Raw genomic sequence first — 19183 nt, 5'->3', positions numbered from 1 at the left:
AGCGGTGGGTCAGCCAGCCTATCCGGCACTGATACACCGCTTTCGCGAGCAAGCCCGCTCCCACTTTTTTAACCGCGCAGGGTCAGCTCGATAATGCAGCAGCGGCCGGTAACCGAGAGGTCCAGCAGGGCGGTGTTACCGTCGATTTGCAGGCAGTCGTGATGCCCCAGCTTTTGATCCAGCACCTTCACTTCATCCTCGACGCTGAACACCAACACCGTGTGCGCCGTGCTGAAAAACCGCTGCACGCCGTCAATCCATTGCAACCGTGCGTGGTAACGCTCAGGCGAATAAATCAGGTTGAAATCGCGGATCGGCCCGGTGATCAGGCGGCAGGACACTTGGCTGTCACCCTTGAAGGCGAACGGCTGCAGCGGTAACAACCCACGCTGCTCCTCCCCATCTACGGTCAGGACCATACCCGCGCCCTTGATCACCGTGATCACGCGCTGGTAGCCGGCAAAGGTAGAAAACCCACCTGACTCGGCAATATCGGCAATCGACAGCCGCCAGCCAAAGCCATCCAGGCCAGTGCCTGCGTCACGGGTAATTTCTTCGGTGCTGCCACCGCCGTTTTTCCACGGCATGCGAATGTAATCGGTGGCGCGCCAGACTTTCACTGCACTCATTTACTGAAACGTCCTTCCAGGCTATGACGGGAACCGGGGTGGATCAAACGCGCGGCGGTGACCGGCTGGCGACCCGACCAGGTGCGCCGGCGAATCAACAGGCAGGGCTCGCTCGGCTCGATCTGCAACAGCTTGCACTCGGCGGCGTCGGCGAGGATGGCTTCAACCACATGCTCGCCCTCGGTCAGTGGCGCGACCTGGTTGAGGTAGGCGTAAGGCGTTTGCTGGGTGAAATCCTGCTGCAAGTATTCCGGCGCCACCAGGGCGTTGACGAAGCGGTCTTCGATTTGCACGGGAATATCGTTTTCAAAATGCACGATCAGCGAGTGGAACACCCGCCCGCCTTCACGCATTTCCAGGGCCACGGCGCGCTCGGAACCGGCGGCCTCTTCGCCCAGGTGAATAACCTGGCAGGTATGGCGATGACCGCGCGAGGCGATCTCATCGGCAATGTTGTGTACTTCAAACAGCGCCGACTGGCTTTTGGGCTCGGCGACGAAGGTGCCGACGCCTTGCATGCGCACCAGCAAACCTTCGGCGGTCAGTTCACGCAAGGCGCGGTTGATGGTCATGCGACTGAAGCCAAGCTGGTTGACCAGTTCACTCTCCGACGGCACGCGGTAATGCGGCGGCCAGTTGCCGTTGAGGATCTGCTGGCTGATCATCTGTTTGACGCGGGCATACAAGGGCGCCGGACTTTCGTCCATGTGGGCAGCCAGCGAAGACTTGGCAGGCGGAGTCGGCACAGGGAATCCTTGCAGGGGGAAAAGATGCATAGATTGCCGGAGTTTACCGAGCAGGCAAACGTCTGTATATGTATATACAAATAAACACACGACCGGGGTGCCTTGATCATGTCCGCTTTCTTTGCCGAACGCGCGCTGCTGCCTAATGGATGGGCCAACGATGTACGCTTTGAAGTCAGCGCCGATGGTGTGCTGACCCACGTTGAGCCCAATGCCAGTGCAGACGCTGCCGAACGGCTCAGAGGCCCGGTTTTAGCGGGCATGCCTAACCTGCACTCCCATGCGTTTCAACGCGCGATGGCCGGTTTGGCCGAAGTGGCCGGCAACCCGAATGACAGTTTCTGGACCTGGCGTGACTTGATGTACCGCATGGTCGGCAAGATCAACCCGGAACAACTGCAGGTCATCGCCCGCCAGCTGTATATAGAAATGCTCAAGGCCGGTTACACCTCGGTGGCCGAGTTTCATTACGTGCACCACGACGTCAGCGGCCAGGCGTATGCCGATCGCACAGAGCTGTCGCAACAGATCAGCCAGGCGGCCGCCAGCAGCGGTATCGGCCTGACGCTGCTGCCGGTGCTCTACACCCATTCAGGCTTTGGTGGCCAGGCGCCGAATGAAGGCCAGCGGCGCTTTATCAACAGCACCGAGCATTACCTGGACCTGCAAGCGCGCCTGAAGCCCATTCTGGCGGCGCAGCCAGCGCAGCAACTGGGCCTGTGCTTCCACTCGTTGCGTGCCGTCACACCCGAACAGATCAACGCTGTGTTGGTCGCCAGCGATAAAGCATGCCCGGTGCATATCCATATCGCCGAGCAGCAAAAAGAAGTCGACGACTGCCTGGCCTGGAGCGGCAAGCGCCCACTGCAATGGTTGTATGACCATGTTGAAGTGGATGAGCGTTGGTGCCTGGTACACGCCACCCATGCTGACGCCGATGAAGTCACGCGCATGGCCAAGAGCCGGGCAATCGCCGGTTTGTGCCTGACCACCGAAGCCAACCTGGGCGACGGGATTTTCCCGGCGGTGGACTTTCTCGCTCAAGGCGGGCGCATGGGCATCGGTTCCGACAGCCATGTGTCACTGAGCGTGGTGGAGGAATTGCGTTGGCTCGAATATGGCCAGCGCCTGCGCGACCAGCGGCGCAACCGCCTGTATCGCAGTGATCAGCCAATGGTTGGCCGCACGCTGTTTGATGCCGCGCTCGACGGCGGCGCCCAAGCGTTGGGGCAGCCGATTGGTCGGCTGGAAGTTGGCAAGCGGGCAGATTGGATTGTACTGGATGGCAATGACCCGTACCTGGCGACGGCGACCGAGGATGGCATTCTCAATCGCTGGCTGTTCGCCGGCGGTGATCGCCAAGTGCGTGATGTGCTGGTCAACGGCAAGTGGGTGGTGCGCGATGGGCATCATGCCGGCGAAGAAGAAAGCAGCCGGGCGTTCACCCAAGTATTGAAAGACTTGCTCGGTTAAAAATGTGGGAGCGGGCTTGCTCGCGAAAGCGGTGGATCAGCCAACCTATCTGTCGACTGACACTCCGTATTCGCGAGCAAGCCCGCTCCCACATTTTTGATCGGCGGTAATCTCAAGCTTATTGCGAAGTCTTCGCCATCTGCTTGTCCGACGTGCGGAAGATCAACCGCGTGGTGTCATACCCTTGCTGGCGCGCCCTGCTCAGCAATTCTTCGCGGGTGTCGGCACTCACCGTCGGCGTGCGCGACAAGATCCACATGTAGCGCCGGCTCGGGCTGCCGACGATGGCGGTCTTGTAGTCATCACTCACGTACAGCACCCAGTAATCGCCCTTGGCGACGCCCGGCAGCAGCGCCGTGAACCAGTTATTGAACTCCACCCAGAGCTTGTCGGTCTTGCCCGGCACTTGCGGCGTGGCCGTGCCCTTGGCTTCTTCCCACTTCCACTCTGTGGTGAGGCAGCGGTTGAACACCGACATATCACCATCGGGCAACAGGGTGTAACGGGCTTCGGACTGCGCGCAGTTGCGCTGGAAGTACATCGGCAATCGGGCCAACTCATACCAGGTGCCCTGGTAACGCTTGAGGTTGACGTTGCTCGCGGTCTTGGGTTGCAGATCATCGCCAGAATGGCTGGCGCAGCCCGCCAAAAACAGACTGGCGCAAAGAAACAAAACAAAACGCATCATTCTTCTTCTCCCGCAGGCTCGCGCCCCGGTTTACTTCAGGCCTTGCCCGGAAAACATCAAAACTTTGTCACCGGCGTACTGCACGCTGATAAAGCTGTTTTTATCGCCCCACGTGCAACTGGACATGCCCAGCGCACCAGAACAATCGGTCGGCTTACCCAGCAACGACTCCACCTCGGCCTTGGCCATGCCAGCCGACAGCTTTGCGTAATTTTCTTGATTGACCTTGCTGCACGCGGCTAACAGCACGCAAAAAGCCAGCAAGGCGAGACGGCGTAAAGACATGGAAAAGCTCCTGGAGAGACAAAGCAGCTGGGGTATCTGCCAGAAGCTTAGAAGGGAAAAGGGGTGTCTGGTTCCCGATGAGCAAAAACAAAAAAGCCCCGAAAACGCTGAAACGTTTCGGGGCCTCTTCTCATTCAAAACTTCAAGTCTTGAATGCTTCTGTGGCGAGGGAGCTTGCTCCCGTTCGGGTGCGCAGCGCCCGTAAGCTTTTTGGGGCCGCTTCGCAGCCCAACGGGAGCAAGCGCCCTCGCCACAGAGGTTTACTTCTTGTGATAAGCGGTCACACGCTCAACTTCTTCCTTCGAGCCCAGGAACACCGCCACACGCTGGTGCAGGCCTTCCGGCTGGATGTCGAGGATGCGCTGGTGGCCGTCGGTGGACGCGCCGCCTGCTTGCTCAACCAGGAACGACATCGGGTTGGCTTCGTACATCAAGCGCAGTTTGCCTGGTTTGGACGGCTCGCGGCTGTCACGTGGGTACATGAACAGGCCACCACGGGTCAGGATGCGGTGTACGTCAGCCACCATCGCAGCGACCCAGCGCATGTTGAAGTTCTTCTTCAACGGGCCTTCTTCGCCGGCCATCAACTCGCCCACGTAGCGGGTCACAGGCTCTTCCCAGTGGCGCTGGTTGGACATGTTGATCGCAAATTCCTGGGTGGACGCAGGAATGGTGATGTCTTCGTGGGTCAGTACGAAACTGCCCATTTCGCGGTCCAGGGTGAAGCCTTTGACGCCGTCGCCCAGGGTCAGCACCAGCATGGTCTGCGGGCCGTAGATGGCGTAGCCGGCAGCAACCTGCTCGGTGCCTGGCTGCAGGAAAGCCTTTTCGTTCAGGGCTTCGTTCTGGCTCAGGTATTCGTTCGGGCAGCGCAGTACCGAAAAGATGGTGCCGACCGGTGCGTTGATGTCGATGTTGGACGAGCCGTCCAGTGGGTCGAACACCAGCAGGTACGCGCCTTTCGGGTATTTGCCCGGGATCTGGTAGGCATTGTCCATTTCTTCGGACGCCATGCCGGCCAGGTGGCCGCCCCATTCGTTGGCTTCGAGCAGGATCTCGTTGGAAATCACGTCGAGCTTCTTCTGCACTTCACCTTGGACGTTTTCAGTGCCCATGCTGCCCAGAACACCACCCAGTGCGCCTTTGGACACGGCGTGGCTGATTTCCTTGCAAGCACGCGCCACCACTTCGATAAGGAAGCGCAGATCGGCAGGCGTGTTGTTGCTGCGGGTCTGCTCGATCAAATAGCGACTCAGGGTAACGCGGGACATGGAAGGCTCCGGAAAATGGGGGGCTTAAAAACCCGCGCAGTTTAACGCGAGTCGAGGGTTATTTCCTCTAATCAGAGGATTTAACCCCAATAGAGTTCACGGTTTGACCTGGGGCTTGCGCAACAGACTGTAGGCCATGGCCCCCAGCGCTGCCACACCGAGCAGCAGCACCGCCCACAGGCCAAGCTTCTTCCAGTCGGTGCCGGCTTGGGGCGAAGCGACAACCGCAGGCGATTTGGCCGTCATGTCGCCTGCGACCGTGGCCTGCCCCAAGGTCTTGATACGCTCGGCGCTGTAGTCGGGAATCAGCGTCGACAGCGGCAAGTTCGCGGCCTTTATCGACGGGTTGCCCAACGCCAGGGTAAACGGCGGCTCACCGCGCGCCAGGAACACCAACTGCGTGGCACGCACGGCAAAGCGCAGGGCTGGCGCGTCCACGCCCAGGCCGCCGCCGCGCTCGTCCACCTGCAACTTGAGTTCGCCTACGGCCACGCCTGGCAATTGCAACTCATCCTGCACCACGTCCTGGCCATTCTGGGCCAGACGATACAGCAAGCCATTGCTCAACGGCTGCCAGGCCTGATTGGCTTCCCGCCGCCCCGCCAACGTCACGGGCGCCAGCGTGTTGGGCTGCTTGAGCTCGACGCGCAAGCGCTCCACATGCAGCCCTGTTGGCAATTGCCAGCTGTATTCACCGGCCTTGAGCCGCGTGCCCGACAGCGGTTGCGACCACACCAACGGCAGCGGCAAGCTGCTGCGGGTCGCGCTGATCAATTTGGCCGACGTCAACTGCGGTGCCGCCTGCCCTTGCCACACCAGGCGCAGATAACGCGCCGATTGCCCCGGCAAGCTCACGTCATGCTGCTCGACACGCTCGTCGGCAAACGACAACCGCGCCACTTGCCCGTCGCCCCACGCTTGCCAGTGCTGCAAGTCATCGCTGGCTTCAATGCTGAAACGCTGGAAACCGTCCTGCTCGCGGCTCCAGTCCAGGCTCAACTGCTGCAACGGCGCCTTGATCGAACTGGCGTCCAGCACCCAGCCACGCAACACTTGCGCGCCGGTCTTGGGCGGCAGCACTTGCAGCAAGGTGCCTTCGGCAGTGGCCTTCATCACCACATCCGGCACGCTGTCACGGGTGTCGGCAGCGTACAGCGGGAACCACTTCACATCCGTTAGGTCGCGGCTTTCGGTACGTTGCGCGGACTGGCGCGACAGCGCATACGCCTGAGGCTCACCGGCGGCATTGAACACGCGCACATCACTCAGGTCAGCCTGGCGGGCAGCCAATTGCACGCTCAGCGGCAGCTCCAGGCGATACCAGGGGCCATTGCCGCTCACGGCCAGCGGCACGTGTGTGGTGAAGTCGGCCGGCCCTTCCTGCGCGTACACCGCCGAACACATCAGCCATACCGCCAACCCGCTCAGACTCAGCTTGCCCATCAAGAAGACGCTCCCTCGGTTGCAGTCACAGGTTCGGCGCGTTTAGGCGGCAGCGGCGCAAAATAGCCCACCACCAGCAACAACCCGCCCACGCCGATAAACGACACGATCCGCGCCAGACCGCCACGGTTGCTCAGTTCGACAAAGAACAACTTGGCGACCACCACGGCAATCAGCGCCGCGCCGATCAGCCACACTTCGCGTCTGTTGCGCAGGTGGCCGCCGATCATCAGGCCCAAGGCGATAAGGGTCCAGACAATCGACAGGCTGGCTTGCACCAACATCGATTCCAGCAACGTATCCAGCTCAAATGGCACACCGCCCCAATGATGGGCGGTGCGCATCACCAAGGCCGTAAAGAAGGCAAACAGCGAAACACCCACGCCCCCTTGGGCAAGCCGCTCAGCTTGCGGCGCCACAGTGCGCGACCACACGTAAACACCCAGGAGCGCGAACAGCAGCCCCAGGTCCAACGGGTTGAGCAGCGGTATATATGGCAACGGCTCGGCCGTACCGTCGCTGAACGTATTGGCCAGCCAGAACCATGCAAGCATCAATGCCGCCAACGGCAGCGCCGCCAGCACGCGGTATTCACGCGAGTACGCCGACACCGGCCACGGCCAACTGCGTGGCGAAGCGGCCAGCACCAGATACAGGCTTGGCAAGATCGACCAGCCCAACCAGCGCCAGGCGTTGTAGTGATCCGACAGCAACAGCAGCCCGTAGCGTAGCTCCAGCGCCAGCACGCCAATCAACAACCAGCAACCCAACACATGGGCCATGCTCAGGGGGCGCGGTTCGACGAGCGGCGCCAGGCGGCGCAGCGACAAACCATGCACGACGAATACCGCGAGCCAGGCCAACGCGGCAAAATTTGCCGCAGGGTGGTAGGACTCATCCCATGCGCCCGCCAACACGAGGCCGGCAACCGGCATCAGCAAGGTGCACGCCACGCCCAAGGCCGCCCACCGCAGCCGCAGCGCCAGCACGGTCCAGAGCGCTACACTCAACGCAGCCGCCAACAGCAACAGCGTGGCGTGCAAGGCCACAGGCGCCGAGCGCAACACTTCATCGGCCAGGGCCAGCGCCCACCAGGCCACGCCCCAGGCCAACAGCACATGCGACAGGTGCCCGCGTGGCACGCGCCAGGCGCTGGTCATGGCGGCGATAGCCATGATCAATGGCGTCCACACATTGGCCACCGGGTCGAGCACAAACAGCATGCCGGCAAGCAGCTGCACCGCGACACCGCAGTACACAACCGCTTTGGACTCGATCAATCGCCCGGCCCAAACCGTCGCAAGACCGGCCAGCGCCCAACTGATCACGCTGCCCTGCGTCGACAGCAACAACGCCGGCAGCAGGTACACACACGCCAAGCCAAGGGCGGCGAGCCACGGCGCGCCTTGGCGCTCCCAACTCCGGCTCTGCTCCGGCAGCGATTTATGCACTTGATAAAAGGTAAACAGCAGCGCAACACCGAGCAGCAACGCCCCCAGTGGCAGCCCTTGCAACAAGGTACCCGTGCCACTGCGCAGTTCGCTGAGGAAGATCAACGTCGATCCCAGTTGGAGCAACAAGGCGAACGCCCGCGCCACGGTTTTGTGCTGGCGCATGCCCAGCCAGAAGATTCCCGCACCCTCAACCGCCCACGCGGCCGCCGTCCAGCGCGCATCAAGGCCCAACGGAATCGCCAGGCTGGCAAAGATCACCCCAAGCGCCAGGCATGTTTCGGCCAGGAGTAACGTGCGTCCACCCTGAAGCAGTCGCGCCAGGACCATATAGATAATGCCCAGGCCCAGTGCGCTGAACGCAGGCGCAAATTCCAGGTGCTGCACCAGCGCGAACTGCAAGCCAAAGCCCACCAACGGCGGACCAAACAGCAGGCTGCCGTCGACATAATCGCCCTTGGCCGCCGACCAGCGCAGCAGCGCATCACGCTCTTGAGGTGCGTCGCCCAACGCCTGCAACTTACGCCGGGCATACAGTAGGCCAATAGCCAGGTACATCAGGAAAAACAGGATCAGGAACGGCTCGGTACTCCACAGCAGCTCCGGCGCGTAAGCGCGCATGCCCCAAGCGAAACCAATGCCGAAAGTGCCGAAAAACCCGATCAGGTTGAGCACGCGCCAGGCCTTGAACCAGCCGATGGCGAGAATGCCGCCATTGAGCAGGGCGAAATAACTGAACAGCGCCACATGGTTACCGGCGCCGGTAGAGGCCAGGATCGGCGCAGCAAAACCACCCAACGCCGCCGCGCAGGCAAGGCCCAGAGCGTCCTGGGTGATTGCCAGGATCGCCGAGAACACCGTGATCACCACCAACAAGGCAAACGCGGCGCCCGGGTCAATCAGTGGGTGCAGGCGCATCGCGGCGAACACCGTCAGGTACAACACGGCAATGCCGGTGCCTTGCAGCATCAGCCCGTAATTGCTGTTGCGCAGCCGCAGCCACCAGCCCAGGCCCAGCAAGGCGATGGCGGCGCCAGCAACCCCGGCGTAACGCAGTTCGATCGGCACCACCACGCCTTCAGTGGCATAACGCAGCAGGAATGCCAGGCCGAGAAACAACAGCACCACGCCAACGCGCAGCACGGTATTGCCGCCAAACAGCCAATCGCGGGCGCCGCTGATGGCGCGCTCGATCAGGTTGGGGCCAGGTGGGGTGACGGGTTGTTGAGGGCGCGGCGTGGCAACCCAGACATCATCCGGCAGCGGCTGGCTCGGCTCGGCAACCATGGCGACAGGTGCCAGCTCGGCAGGCAGCTCCCAGACCAGCTCGGGCGGCTTGGAGACAGGTGTGGGTTCGGGGATGGGCGGTTCGACGGTCGCGCTGCTGGTCGGCGTAGGCACTTCCAATTGCCGCAGGCGATCGCCCAGGGCAATCAAAGCCTTCTGTGTGGTTTGCAACTGCCGCGCTTGCTGGTCCGCCTGGGCCGACAGCCTGGCCAGGCGAATCGCCTGGCCAATGCCCAAGCCCAGCAGTGCACCGATACCGGCGTCGGAGAACGACTCATCGAACGCCCAGCCGAGCACCAGGCCAATCAGCATGAAGATCCATTGCATGGTCGATATCCCTGAGCGAACCGGGCCTTAGTATATCGACGCAAAGCTAATGTTGGAGATGCTTTATGTGGCGAGGGAGCTTGCTCCCGCTTGGGTGCGCAGCGCCCGCAATAGCCGCGGCTGCTACGCAACCGAGCGGGAGCAAGCTCCCTCGCCACAACAAGCCCGCTCCCACCTGGGGTATTGCGGTGTTTAGTCGAGGGCTTTCCAGATCTCGGTGGCGTATTCGCGGATGGTGCGGTCCGAGCTGAACCAGCCCATGCGCGCCGTATTGAGCACAGCCGAACGCCACCAGGCCTTGGAATCGTGCCAATGCGCTTCGACCCGCGCCTGGGCGTCCCAGTAGGCGTCAAAGTCGGCGCACACCAGGAAACGGTCGTAGTCGATCAACCCGTCGATCAAGCCCACATAGCGGCCTGGATCATCCGGCGAGAACACCCCGCCGCGGATCGCTTGCAACACATCGTTGAGACGATGGGAGGCTGCCACATCCGGCCCGGCGTGGAATTCACCGGCGTGCTTGCGGGCTTCCACTTGTTCGGCGCTGAGGCCGAAGATAAACATATGCTCGGCGCCCACGCGCTCGTGCATCTCCACGTTGGCGCCGTCCATGGTGCCGATGGTCAGCGCGCCATTGAGGCCGAACTTCATGTTGCTGGTGCCAGAGGCTTCAAAACCGGCCGTGGAAATCTGCTCGGACAAGTCCGCCGCCGGGATGATGCTTTCCGCCAGGCTGACGTTGTAGTTGGGCAGGAACACCACCTTGAGCAAGCCGCGCACGGTCGGGTCGTTGTTCACGGTGCGGGCGATGTCGTTGGTCAGCTTGATGATCAACTTGGCCTGGTGATAGCTGGCCGCCGCCTTGCCCGCGAAGATTTTCACGCGCGGCACCCAATCGGTGCCTGGCTCGGCGCGGATTGCCTGGTACAAGGCCACGGTGTGCAGCAGGTTGAGCAGTTGGCGTTTGTATTCGTGGATCCGCTTGACCTGCACGTCGAACATCGCCGCCGGGTTCACCGAAATGCCCAGGCGCTCGTGGATGATCTCGGCCAGTGCCCTCTTGCTGTGCAGGCGCTGTTCGGCGAAGGCTTTGCGGAACACCTGCTTCTCGGCGAAGGTCTCCAGCTCCGTCAGGCGGGTTTCCATGGTGTCGAGGATGTCCGGCCCCAGAGCCTCCACCAGCATCTCGGTGAGCTTGGGGTTGGCCTGGTACAGCCAGCGGCGGAAGGTGATGCCGTTGGTTTTGTTGTTGATGCGCTCCGGGTACAGCTTGTGCAGTTCGGAGAACACCGTGCTGCGCATCAGCTGGGTGTGCAAACCGGAGACGCCGTTGACGCTATGGGAGCCAAGGAACGCCAGGTTACCCATGCGCACACGGCGGCCGTTGTCTTCTTCGATCAGCGACACGGCGCGCAATACGTCGAAATCGTGGATACCCTTGGCGCGCAGCGAATCGATGTGCTGGGCGTTGATCAGGTAGATGATCTGCATATGCCGGGGCAGCATGCGTTCCATCAAGCCGACAGGCCAGGTTTCCAACGCCTCGGGCAACAAGGTGTGGTTGGTGTAGGAAAGGGTTTCAACCGTCACATCCCACGCGGCTTCCCACGGGATGTCGTGCAGATCGACCAGTTGGCGCATCAACTCGGCCACGGCGATGGACGGGTGGGTGTCGTTGAGCTGAATCGCGGCGTGTTCGCCCAGGCTCAGTACCGAGCCGTGCATGTTCTTGTGGCGGCGCAGCAAATCCTGCAGCGAGGCCGAAACGAAGAAATATTCCTGGCGCAGGCGCAATTCCTGCCCTGCTTCGGTGCTATCGGCCGGGTAAAGCACTCGGGAGATGCTTTCGGCGCGGGCAACTTCCGCGACGGCGCCCAAGTGGTCACCGGCATTGAAGCGCTCCAGGTGCAGGTCTTCCACCGCACGGGCACGCCACAGGCGCAGGGTGTTGACGCTGGCGCCACGCCAGCCGACCACCGGGGTGTCGTAAGCCACCGCGCGCACGGTTTCGTTGGGCGTCCACACCTGGATCATCTTGCCGGTGGCATCTGCCAGGGTTTCGACGCTGCCGCCAAAGCCGATCGGGTAGATCACCTCGGCGCGCTCGAACTCCCATGGGTTGCCGAAATCCAGCCAGCGCTCGGTCTGCTCTTGCTGCCAGCCGTCGACGATTGCCTGGCGGAACAGGCCGTGTTCATAACGGATGCCATAACCGTGGCCGGCAATGCCCAAGGTCGACATGCTTTCCATAAAGCACGCGGCCAGGCGGCCCAGGCCACCGTTGCCGAGCGCCGCGTCGGGCTCCAGCAGGCGGATGCGCTCCAGGTCCACGCCCAGTTCGGACAGGGCTTCGCGGGCAATCTCCAACACGCCCAGGTTGCTCAGGCTGTCGTAGAGCAAACGGCCGATCAGGAATTCCAGCGAGAGGTAATACACCCGCTTCTGCCCTTTGCGGTAGATGCGCCGCGTGTGGTTCATCCAGTGGTCGACCATCTGGTCGCGGGCGGCCAGGGCAATGGCTTCGAACCAGTCGTGGTCGAAGGCGTGATCCGGGTCCTTGCCCACCGCGTAAGTGAGTTTGGTCAAGACAGCATCGCGGAATGCGGCTACCTCTGCTTCTCGTGCAAGCGGTTCCTGAGACATCGGTGCGACCTCGGGCGAGATTGAAGGAGTTGCTAGAGCCTAGTCGGTCTGACAGACGGTAGACGTGCTGGTTCGGCAGTTTTTTAACTCATTCACCATTGCTGGAAATTGATGCAGGGGCCGTGCCTGCTTTTCTCCCCTGCACCGTTGGAGATGAAATCTGCAAAATATTGTTCAAAAAACCACCAATCCCGGTATGATCGCGCGCCCGGATACAGCCCCACCTTGGAACCTTGATGAAGCCTCAACTGATCGCCGCCGCTGAACTCGACCGTCTCGAGACCTGGCAGAAATATTCCGCCCACATGTGCGGTGGCTGCGTGTCCAGCTGCTGCACGCTGCCGGTTGAGGTGAAGATCAAGGACCTGATCCGCATTGGCATCGTCGATGAGTTCGAGCGCGGCGACCCGCCGAAGAACATCGCCAAGCGTTTGCAGAAGGAAGGCATCGTCGAGCGCTACAATTCCAAATCCGAAATTTTCACCCTGCAGCGCATGAGCAATAACGACTGCCTATACCTGGATCGTAAGACGCGCTTCTGCACTATTTATGACAAGCGCCCGGATACCTGCCGCAACCACCCGAAAATCGGGCCGCGGCCGGGGTATTGCGCGTATAAGCCCAAAGAAGTGGTGCGCGAGACCAAGTTCAAGACCCTCGACAAGTTCTGATGATCGTGATGATCGTTCCCACGCTCCGCGTGGGGATGCAGCCCCGGACGCTCTGCGTCCGCCCCTAAAAGCGGGACGCGGAGCGTCCCAAGCGACATTCCCACGCAGAGCGTGGGAACGATCAGGCAAAAAAAACGCCCCCGGCCTTTCGACCGGGGGCGTTTTCATTCAGCCTGAGTTAACTCAGTTCTTGGCTTTCTTGATGATCGTTCCCACGCTCCGCGTGGGAATGCAGCCCTGGACGCTCTGCGTCCGCCCCTAAAAGCGGGACGCGGAGCGTCCCAAGCGGCATTCCCACGCAGAGCGTGGGAACGATCAGGCATAAAAAAACGCCCCCGGCCTTTCGACCGGGGGCGTTTTTCATTCAGCCTGAGTTAACTCAGTTCTTGGCTTTCTTGGCAGCGCGGGTACGCTCGCCTTCGTCCAGGATCTTCTTACGCAGGCGGATCGACTTAGGCGTAACTTCGCACAGCTCGTCGTCCTGGATGAATTCCAGAGCCTGTTCCAGGGTGAAGCGAACAGGTGGGACCAGAGCGATGGTTTCGTCTTTGCCCGAAGCACGCATGTTGTCGAGCTTCTTGCCTTTGGTTGGGTTAACGCCCATGTCGTTGTCACGGCTGTTCAGACCAACGATCTGGCCGTTGTAGATCTCTTGACCGTGTTCAACGAACAGCTTGCCACGCGCCTGCAGAGTTTCCAGGGAGTAGGTCAGCGCCTTGCCGGTTTCTACCGATACCAGAACACCGTTCTGACGGCCGGACATGTCGCCGGACTTCATGGTGTCGTAGCGATCGAAGATCGAGGTCAGGATGCCAGCACCGTTGGTCAGGGTCAGGAACTGGTTACGGAAACCGATCAGACCACGCGCAGGGATGTTGTATTCCAGACGTACACGGCCTTTGCCATCCGGCACCATGTTGGTCAGGTCGCCCTTACGCAGGCCCATCTCTTCCATGACCTTGCCCTGGGATTCTTCAGGGGTGTCGATGGTCACGTTTTCGAACGGTTCCTGCTTCACGCCGTCAACCTGACGGATGATCACTTCCGGACGACCAACGCCCATTTCGAAGCCTTCGCGACGCATGGTTTCGATCAGTACCGAGAGGTGCAGCTCACCACGGCCGGAAACCTTGAACTTGTCAGCCGAGTCGCCTTCTTCAACGCGCAGAGCAACGTTGTACAGCAGCTCTTTGTCCAGACGTTCCTTGATGTTACGGGAAGTCACGAACTTGCCTTCTTTACCGCAGAAAGGCGAGTCGTTTACCTGGAAGGTCATGGAAACGGTTGGCTCGTCAACGGTCAGAGGCTTCATCGCCTCAACGTTGTCCGGCTGGCACAGGGTGTCGGAGATGAACAGCGAGTCCATACCGCTTACGCACACGATGTCGCCGGCGAAGGCTTCTTCAACGTCGATGCGGTGCAGGCCGTGGTGACCCATCAGCTTCAGGATACGACCGTTACGCTTCTTGCCGTCGGCGCCGATGGCGACAACTGGAGTGTTCGGCTTGACGCTACCACGGGCGATACGGCCAACACCGATAACACCCAGGAAGCTGTTGTAGTCCAGTGCCGAGATTTGCATCTGGAACGGGCCTTCACGGTCAACTTTCGGCGCAGGTACGTTGTCGACGATCGACTGGTACAGCGGGGTCATGTCTTCAGCCATGTCGGTGTGTTCCAGACCGGCAATGCCGTTCAGGGCCGAGGCGTAGACGACTTTGAAGTCCAGCTGTTCTTCGGTAGCACCCAGGTTGTCGAACAGGTCGAAGATCTGGTCCAGAACCCAGTCCGGACGCGCGCCTGGACGGTCAACCTTGTTGATGCACACGATCGGACGCAGGCCGGCTTCGAAAGCCTTCTTGGTCACGAAACGGGTTTGCGGCATAGGGCCGTCTTGAGCGTCAACCAGCAGCAGAACGGAGTCAACCATCGACATTACGCGTTCTACTTCGCCGCCGAAGTCGGCGTGGCCCGGGGTGTCCACGATGTTGATGTGGTAGCCGTTCCAGTTGATAGCGGTGTTTTTAGCCAGGATGGTAATACCGCGCTCTTTTTCCTGGTCGTTGGAGTCCATCACGCGCTCGTCGTTGAGCTCGTTGCGCTCCAGGGTGCCGGATTGACGCAGGAGTTTGTCTACCAGGGTGGTTTTACCATGGTCAACGTGGGCAATGATGGCGATGTTACGTAGATTTTCGATCACTTGTGTATCTCGATCAGAGGATTCGGTGTGCTGACAGGTCGTGGCAGCGATTAACAGTAGAGTCAGGCCTTGCCGTTACAGCTTGACGGCAGAGTCGGGGGGCCGGTGACGCAGGCCACAGGCAAACAGCCCCGGGCTCTTAGCTCGGTCGATAAACGCGCACATTGGCATACCCCTCACTGAGCAAATGGTGGGCATGCAGGCGACTCATCACGCCTTTGTCGCAATACAGCAGGTACTGACGGCTGTTATCCAGTTCCTTGAAGCGCGCGTTCAATGCGTAGAACGGCAGCGCTTGCACGTCGATGCCAGCGATTTCCAGCGGCTCATCCTCGGCGGCATCCGGGTGACGGATATCGACGACGATCTGGCCGGCCAGGGCTTCGCTGACTTCTTCGATTTGCACATCCTGGCCCAATTCATCGATGACGCGATCGATCGGGACCAGTTTGGCGTTCTCGAGCGCACGCTCCAGAATCGCCATATCAAACTGTTGTTCTTCATACTCCACGCGGTTGCGCTTGGCGTGGGTCTTGGGGTTCACCGAAATGACCCCGCAATATTCAGGCATGTGCTTGGCAAAGTCGGCCGTGCCGATTTCTTCTGCCAGATCGATGATGTCCTGCTTGTGGCTGGCGATCAGCGGGCGCAAGACCAGCTTTTCGGTGACGCAATCAATCAGCGACAGGTTGGGCAGCGTCTGGCTGGACACCTGGGAGATCGCTTCACCGGTCACCAACGCGTCGATCTGCAACTGATCGGCGATTCGGGACGCAGCGCGCAACATCATACGCTTCAATACCACGCCCATATGACTGTTATCGACTTTGCCGAGAATTTCACCCAGCACTTCCTCGAACGGCACGCTTACAAATAGCACGCGTTGGGAGCTGCCGTACTTCTTCCAGATAAAGTGCGCGACTTCCATCACGCCCAATTCGTGTGCACGCCCGCCCAGGTTAAAGAAGCAGAAGTGGCTCATCAGGCCGCGGCGCATGATCTGGTAGGCCGCCACCGTGGAATCGAAACCGCCGGACATGAGTACCAGGGTCTGTTCCAGTGCGCCCAGCGGGTAGCCGCCGATGCTGTTGTGCTGGCTGTGGATCACAAACAACCGTTGGTCGCGAATTTCCATGCGCACTTCAATTTGCGGCGCTTTGAGGGAAATTCCGGCTGCGCCGCACTCGCGACGCAGCTTGCTGCCGACGTATTTCTCTACATCCATGGAGCTGAAGGTGTGCTTGCCGGCACGCTTGCAGCGCACCGAAAAGATCTTGCCTTCCAGCGACTCGCCGTAGTGCTGTTTGCACTTTTCGGTGATGTCGTCGAAGTCGCCCAACGGGTACTCATCCACCTGCAGGAAATGCGCGATGCCCGGCATGCAGCTCAGGCGCTCGGTCATGTCCTTCAAGGCTTTGGCGTCGGTAATACGGGTTTCCAGCTCGAGATTGTCCCACACGCCGTTCACCACCACAGCCGGGTCCAGATCGCGGAGCACGGCACGGATGTTCTTGGCCAACTGACGGATGAAACGCGTCCGTACCGGTCGGCTCTTGATGGTGATCTCGGGGAAGACTTTTACGATTAATTTCATGGAAACAGCGCGCGCCGGGCCTGCTGAAAAAGGGGGGCGCGGATTATAGCGGAAATCGCTCAAGGTTTAACCAGTTAATATGCATCACAGATCCAACGCACCAAAACGGGTCATTTGCGCAAATTAACGCTACATTGCAGTGCGTTATTTATTCCGCTTAAGCGGATTGCACCGTTATAGGGGCCATTTTGAAGCAAAACGGCCATGTTGGCGCACTGGCATGCAATTTGCTCTCTTGTGAGGCAGGTTGCCTTGGTCGAGTATTCGCGCCGGCATCACCCAAATTCTAAGGGCTAACTCCACTACCCCAGCCCGAAGCCACCCGGAGGACACCATGTCGAAGTCGGTTCAACTCATCAAAGATCATGACGTTAAATGGATTGATCTGCGCTTCACGGACACTAAAGGTACTCAGCACCACGTGACCATGCCGGCTCGCGACGCGCTGGATGATGCTTTCTTCGAAGAAGGCAAAATGTTCGACGGTTCCTCCATTGCCGGTTGGAAAGGCATCGAAGCTTCCGACATGATCCTGATGCCGGACGACAGCACTGCCGTACTCGACCCGTTCACCGAAGACCCAACGCTGATCATCGTCTGCGACGTGATCGAGCCTTCGACCATGCAAGGCTACGACCGCGACCCACGTGCGATCGCCAAGCGTGCCGAGGAATACCTGAAGTCGACCGGTATCGGCGACACCGTATTCGTAGGCCCGGAGCCAGAATTCTTCATCTTTGATTCGGTCAAGTTCAAGTCCGACATCTCCGGCTCCATGTTCAAAATCTTCTCCGAACAAGGTTCCTGGATGTCCGACCAGGACATCGAAGGCGGCAACAAAGGCCACCGTCCAGGCGTCAAAGGTGGTTACTTCCCGGTTCCGCCGTTCGACCACGACCACGAAATCCGTACCTCCATGTGCAACGCCATGGAAGAAATGGGCCTGGTCATCGAAGTTCACCACCACGAAGTGGCGACTGCCGGCCAGAACGAAATCGGCGTGAAGTTCAACACCCTGGTGGCCAAGGCTGACGAAGTTCAGACCCTGAAGTACTGCGTACACAACGTGGCGGATGCCTACGGCCGTACCGCTACCTTCATGCCTAAGCCACTGTACGGCGATAACGGTTCGGGTATGCACGTTCACCTGTCCATCGCCAAAGATGGCAAGAACACCTTCGCTGGCGAAGGTTATGCCGGCCTGTCCGACACTGCCCTGTACTTCATCGGCGGTATCATCAAGCACGGTAAGGCCCTGAACGGCTTCACCAACCCGTCGACCAACTCCTACAAGCGTCTGGTCCCAGGTTTCGAAGCACCGGTAATGCTGGCCTACTCGGCGCGTAACCGTTCCGCTTCGATCCGTATTCCTTACGTGTCCAGCCCTCGCGCTCGCCGTATCGAAGCTCGCTTCCCGGACCCGGCAGCCAACCCATACCTGGCCTTCGCTGCACTGGTAATGGCTGGCCTGGACGGTATCCAGAACAAGATCCACCCAGGCGACGCCGCCGACAAAAACTTGTACGACCTGCCGCCTGAAGAGGCCAAAGAGATCCCACAAGTGTGCGGCAGCCTGAAAGAAGCCCTGGAAGAGCTGGACAAGGGCCGTGCGTTCCTGACCAAAGGCGGCGTATTCAGCGACGACTTCATCGATGCCTACATCGAGCTGAAAAGCGAAGAAGAAATCAAAGTACGCACCTTCGTACACCCACTGGAATACGAGCTGTACTACAGCTGCTGATCCGGTAGCGCTGCTTAACGCGGCGTAACGAAAAAGACCTCCTTCGGGAGGTCTTTTTTTTGCCTGGCGTTTAGCGAGCCGGGGCGTGGCGGTCGAGCAGTTTGCCCACCATCAAGGTGCCGAGGGCACTGAGCTGGTGAATCGCCAGGACGGTATCGCGGTGCTTGCCTTCCAGCGCCTCGGACAAATCAAGCAACAAGGTGCTGACCGAGGTAAAGGCTTCGAAGCTGTTGACCAGCAGGGATTCGTCGTCACTGTCGGGGTCGATGGTGATAACGGATGGCGGTGGATTTGGGGTTGCCTTGAACATGTCTTAACTTCCTCGAATGAGGCCGCCATCGACTCGCTACTAAACGATAGGGTGGCAGCTATGCGCAGGTTAGTAGACCGGGGAAGTTAAGCAAAAGCCGGCGCACCCGAAGGTGCCCTACGCACAGCCGCCATAAAGGTCGGAGTGGTACGACTTAACTTAACCCTCAGGCTACTAAACCCGATCGCTGATGAGCAGCGACCGAGCAACCTTAGAGACGACAAGCCAGCCGTACAAGCCGGCGGATTCTGGCGCACCTGTAGGCAAGCACGCAAGTTAAGGTAGCCTCTGGCTGACATTGCCCAAAATCTGCAAACCCAATCAAAATGTGGGAGCGGGCTTGCTCGCGAAGGCGGCGTATCAGTTAATGCATCGGGTGACTGACACACCGCCTTCGCGAGCAAGAGCAAGCCCGCTCCCACAA

General features: G+C 60.1%; 14 protein-coding genes. 3 read left to right on the top strand and 11 right to left on the bottom strand.

Annotation, left to right across the window (positions count from 1 at the left end):
• Window positions 1–68: 68 nt before the first annotated feature.
• Window positions 69–629 carry a HutD/Ves family protein gene (locus ACTD9P_RS26060; protein WP_438869936.1) on the bottom strand — a complete coding sequence of 187 codons (561 nt, stop codon included), beginning with the start codon at window positions 627–629 and terminating at the stop codon, window positions 69–71.
• A complete protein-coding gene (gene hutC / locus ACTD9P_RS26055; RefSeq protein ID WP_244657883.1) occupies window positions 626–1336 on the bottom strand; it encodes a histidine utilization transcriptional repressor HutC in 711 nt (236 codons plus the stop codon). Before hutC ends, ACTD9P_RS26060 begins: the two co-directional genes overlap by 4 nt.
• A gap of 147 nt (window positions 1337–1483) precedes the next feature.
• On the opposite strand from hutC, the gene ACTD9P_RS26050 reads away from it, so the two are divergent.
• A complete protein-coding gene (locus tag ACTD9P_RS26050) occupies window positions 1484–2848 on the top strand; it encodes a formimidoylglutamate deiminase (protein ID WP_438869935.1) in 1365 nt (454 codons plus the stop codon).
• Between the two features lie 118 nt (window positions 2849–2966).
• Here the strand turns inward: ACTD9P_RS26050 and ACTD9P_RS26045 are convergent, their stop codons facing one another.
• The 6 genes from ACTD9P_RS26045 to ACTD9P_RS26020 all read right to left on the bottom strand — a co-directional run bounded on the left by ACTD9P_RS26045 (window position 2967) and on the right by ACTD9P_RS26020 (window position 12243).
• Entirely contained in the window at window positions 2967–3536 is a 570-nt protein-coding gene (locus tag ACTD9P_RS26045; RefSeq protein ID WP_138817244.1) for a lipocalin family protein, read from the bottom strand.
• Window positions 3537–3566: 30 nt separating this feature from the next.
• Window positions 3567–3821 (bottom strand): hypothetical protein, encoded by a 255-nt coding sequence (locus tag ACTD9P_RS26040; RefSeq protein WP_017849914.1) that lies wholly within the window; start codon window positions 3819–3821, stop codon window positions 3567–3569.
• 260 nt (window positions 3822–4081) lie between these two features.
• The gene (locus ACTD9P_RS26035; protein WP_003237460.1) at window positions 4082–5092 is read right to left on the bottom strand and encodes a class 1 fructose-bisphosphatase; all 1011 of its coding nucleotides are present in this window, start codon (window positions 5090–5092) and stop codon (window positions 4082–4084) included.
• A gap of 96 nt (window positions 5093–5188) precedes the next feature.
• The gene (locus ACTD9P_RS26030; RefSeq protein ID WP_438869934.1) at window positions 5189–6535 is read right to left on the bottom strand and encodes a DUF3999 domain-containing protein; all 1347 of its coding nucleotides are present in this window, start codon (window positions 6533–6535) and stop codon (window positions 5189–5191) included.
• Complete coding sequence (locus tag ACTD9P_RS26025) at window positions 6535–9600, bottom strand: DUF2339 domain-containing protein (protein ID WP_438869933.1); 3066 nt, start codon at window positions 9598–9600, stop codon at window positions 6535–6537. The genes ACTD9P_RS26030 and ACTD9P_RS26025 overlap by 1 nt, the downstream gene beginning before the upstream one ends.
• 192 nt (window positions 9601–9792) lie before the next feature.
• Window positions 9793–12243 (bottom strand): glycogen/starch/alpha-glucan phosphorylase, encoded by a 2451-nt coding sequence (locus ACTD9P_RS26020; protein ID WP_438869932.1) that lies wholly within the window; start codon window positions 12241–12243, stop codon window positions 9793–9795.
• 236 nt (window positions 12244–12479) lie between these two features.
• Here ACTD9P_RS26020 and ACTD9P_RS26015 point away from each other — a divergent pair, with 236 nt between their 5' ends.
• Window positions 12480–12914, top strand: coding sequence for a YkgJ family cysteine cluster protein (locus ACTD9P_RS26015; RefSeq protein ID WP_003171132.1), 435 nt, complete (start codon window positions 12480–12482; stop codon window positions 12912–12914).
• A 379-nt stretch (window positions 12915–13293) separates the two neighbouring features.
• On the opposite strand, the gene typA is transcribed toward ACTD9P_RS26015, so the two are convergent.
• A complete protein-coding gene (typA, locus tag ACTD9P_RS26010) occupies window positions 13294–15114 on the bottom strand; it encodes a translational GTPase TypA (RefSeq protein WP_003217997.1) in 1821 nt (606 codons plus the stop codon).
• A 139-nt stretch (window positions 15115–15253) separates the two neighbouring features.
• Entirely contained in the window at window positions 15254–16708 is a 1455-nt protein-coding gene (gene thiI / locus ACTD9P_RS26005; protein ID WP_065930794.1) for a tRNA uracil 4-sulfurtransferase ThiI, read from the bottom strand.
• A gap of 334 nt (window positions 16709–17042) precedes the next feature.
• Here thiI and glnA point away from each other — a divergent pair, with 334 nt between their 5' ends.
• Window positions 17043–18449 carry a glutamate--ammonia ligase gene (gene glnA, locus ACTD9P_RS26000; protein ID WP_110622433.1) on the top strand — a complete coding sequence of 469 codons (1407 nt, stop codon included), beginning with the start codon at window positions 17043–17045 and terminating at the stop codon, window positions 18447–18449.
• A gap of 70 nt (window positions 18450–18519) precedes the next feature.
• On the opposite strand, the gene ACTD9P_RS25995 is transcribed toward glnA, so the two are convergent.
• Entirely contained in the window at window positions 18520–18759 is a 240-nt protein-coding gene (locus ACTD9P_RS25995; protein ID WP_438869931.1) for a DUF6124 family protein, read from the bottom strand.
• Window positions 18760–19183: the final 424 nt, after the last annotated feature.

The organism is Pseudomonas onubensis, from assembly GCF_965653655.1.
Classification (GTDB): Bacteria; Pseudomonadota; Gammaproteobacteria; order Pseudomonadales; family Pseudomonadaceae; genus Aquipseudomonas.
Note: the sequence above shows the minus strand (reverse complement) of the source record. Positions and strands in the feature narration are given on the sequence as shown.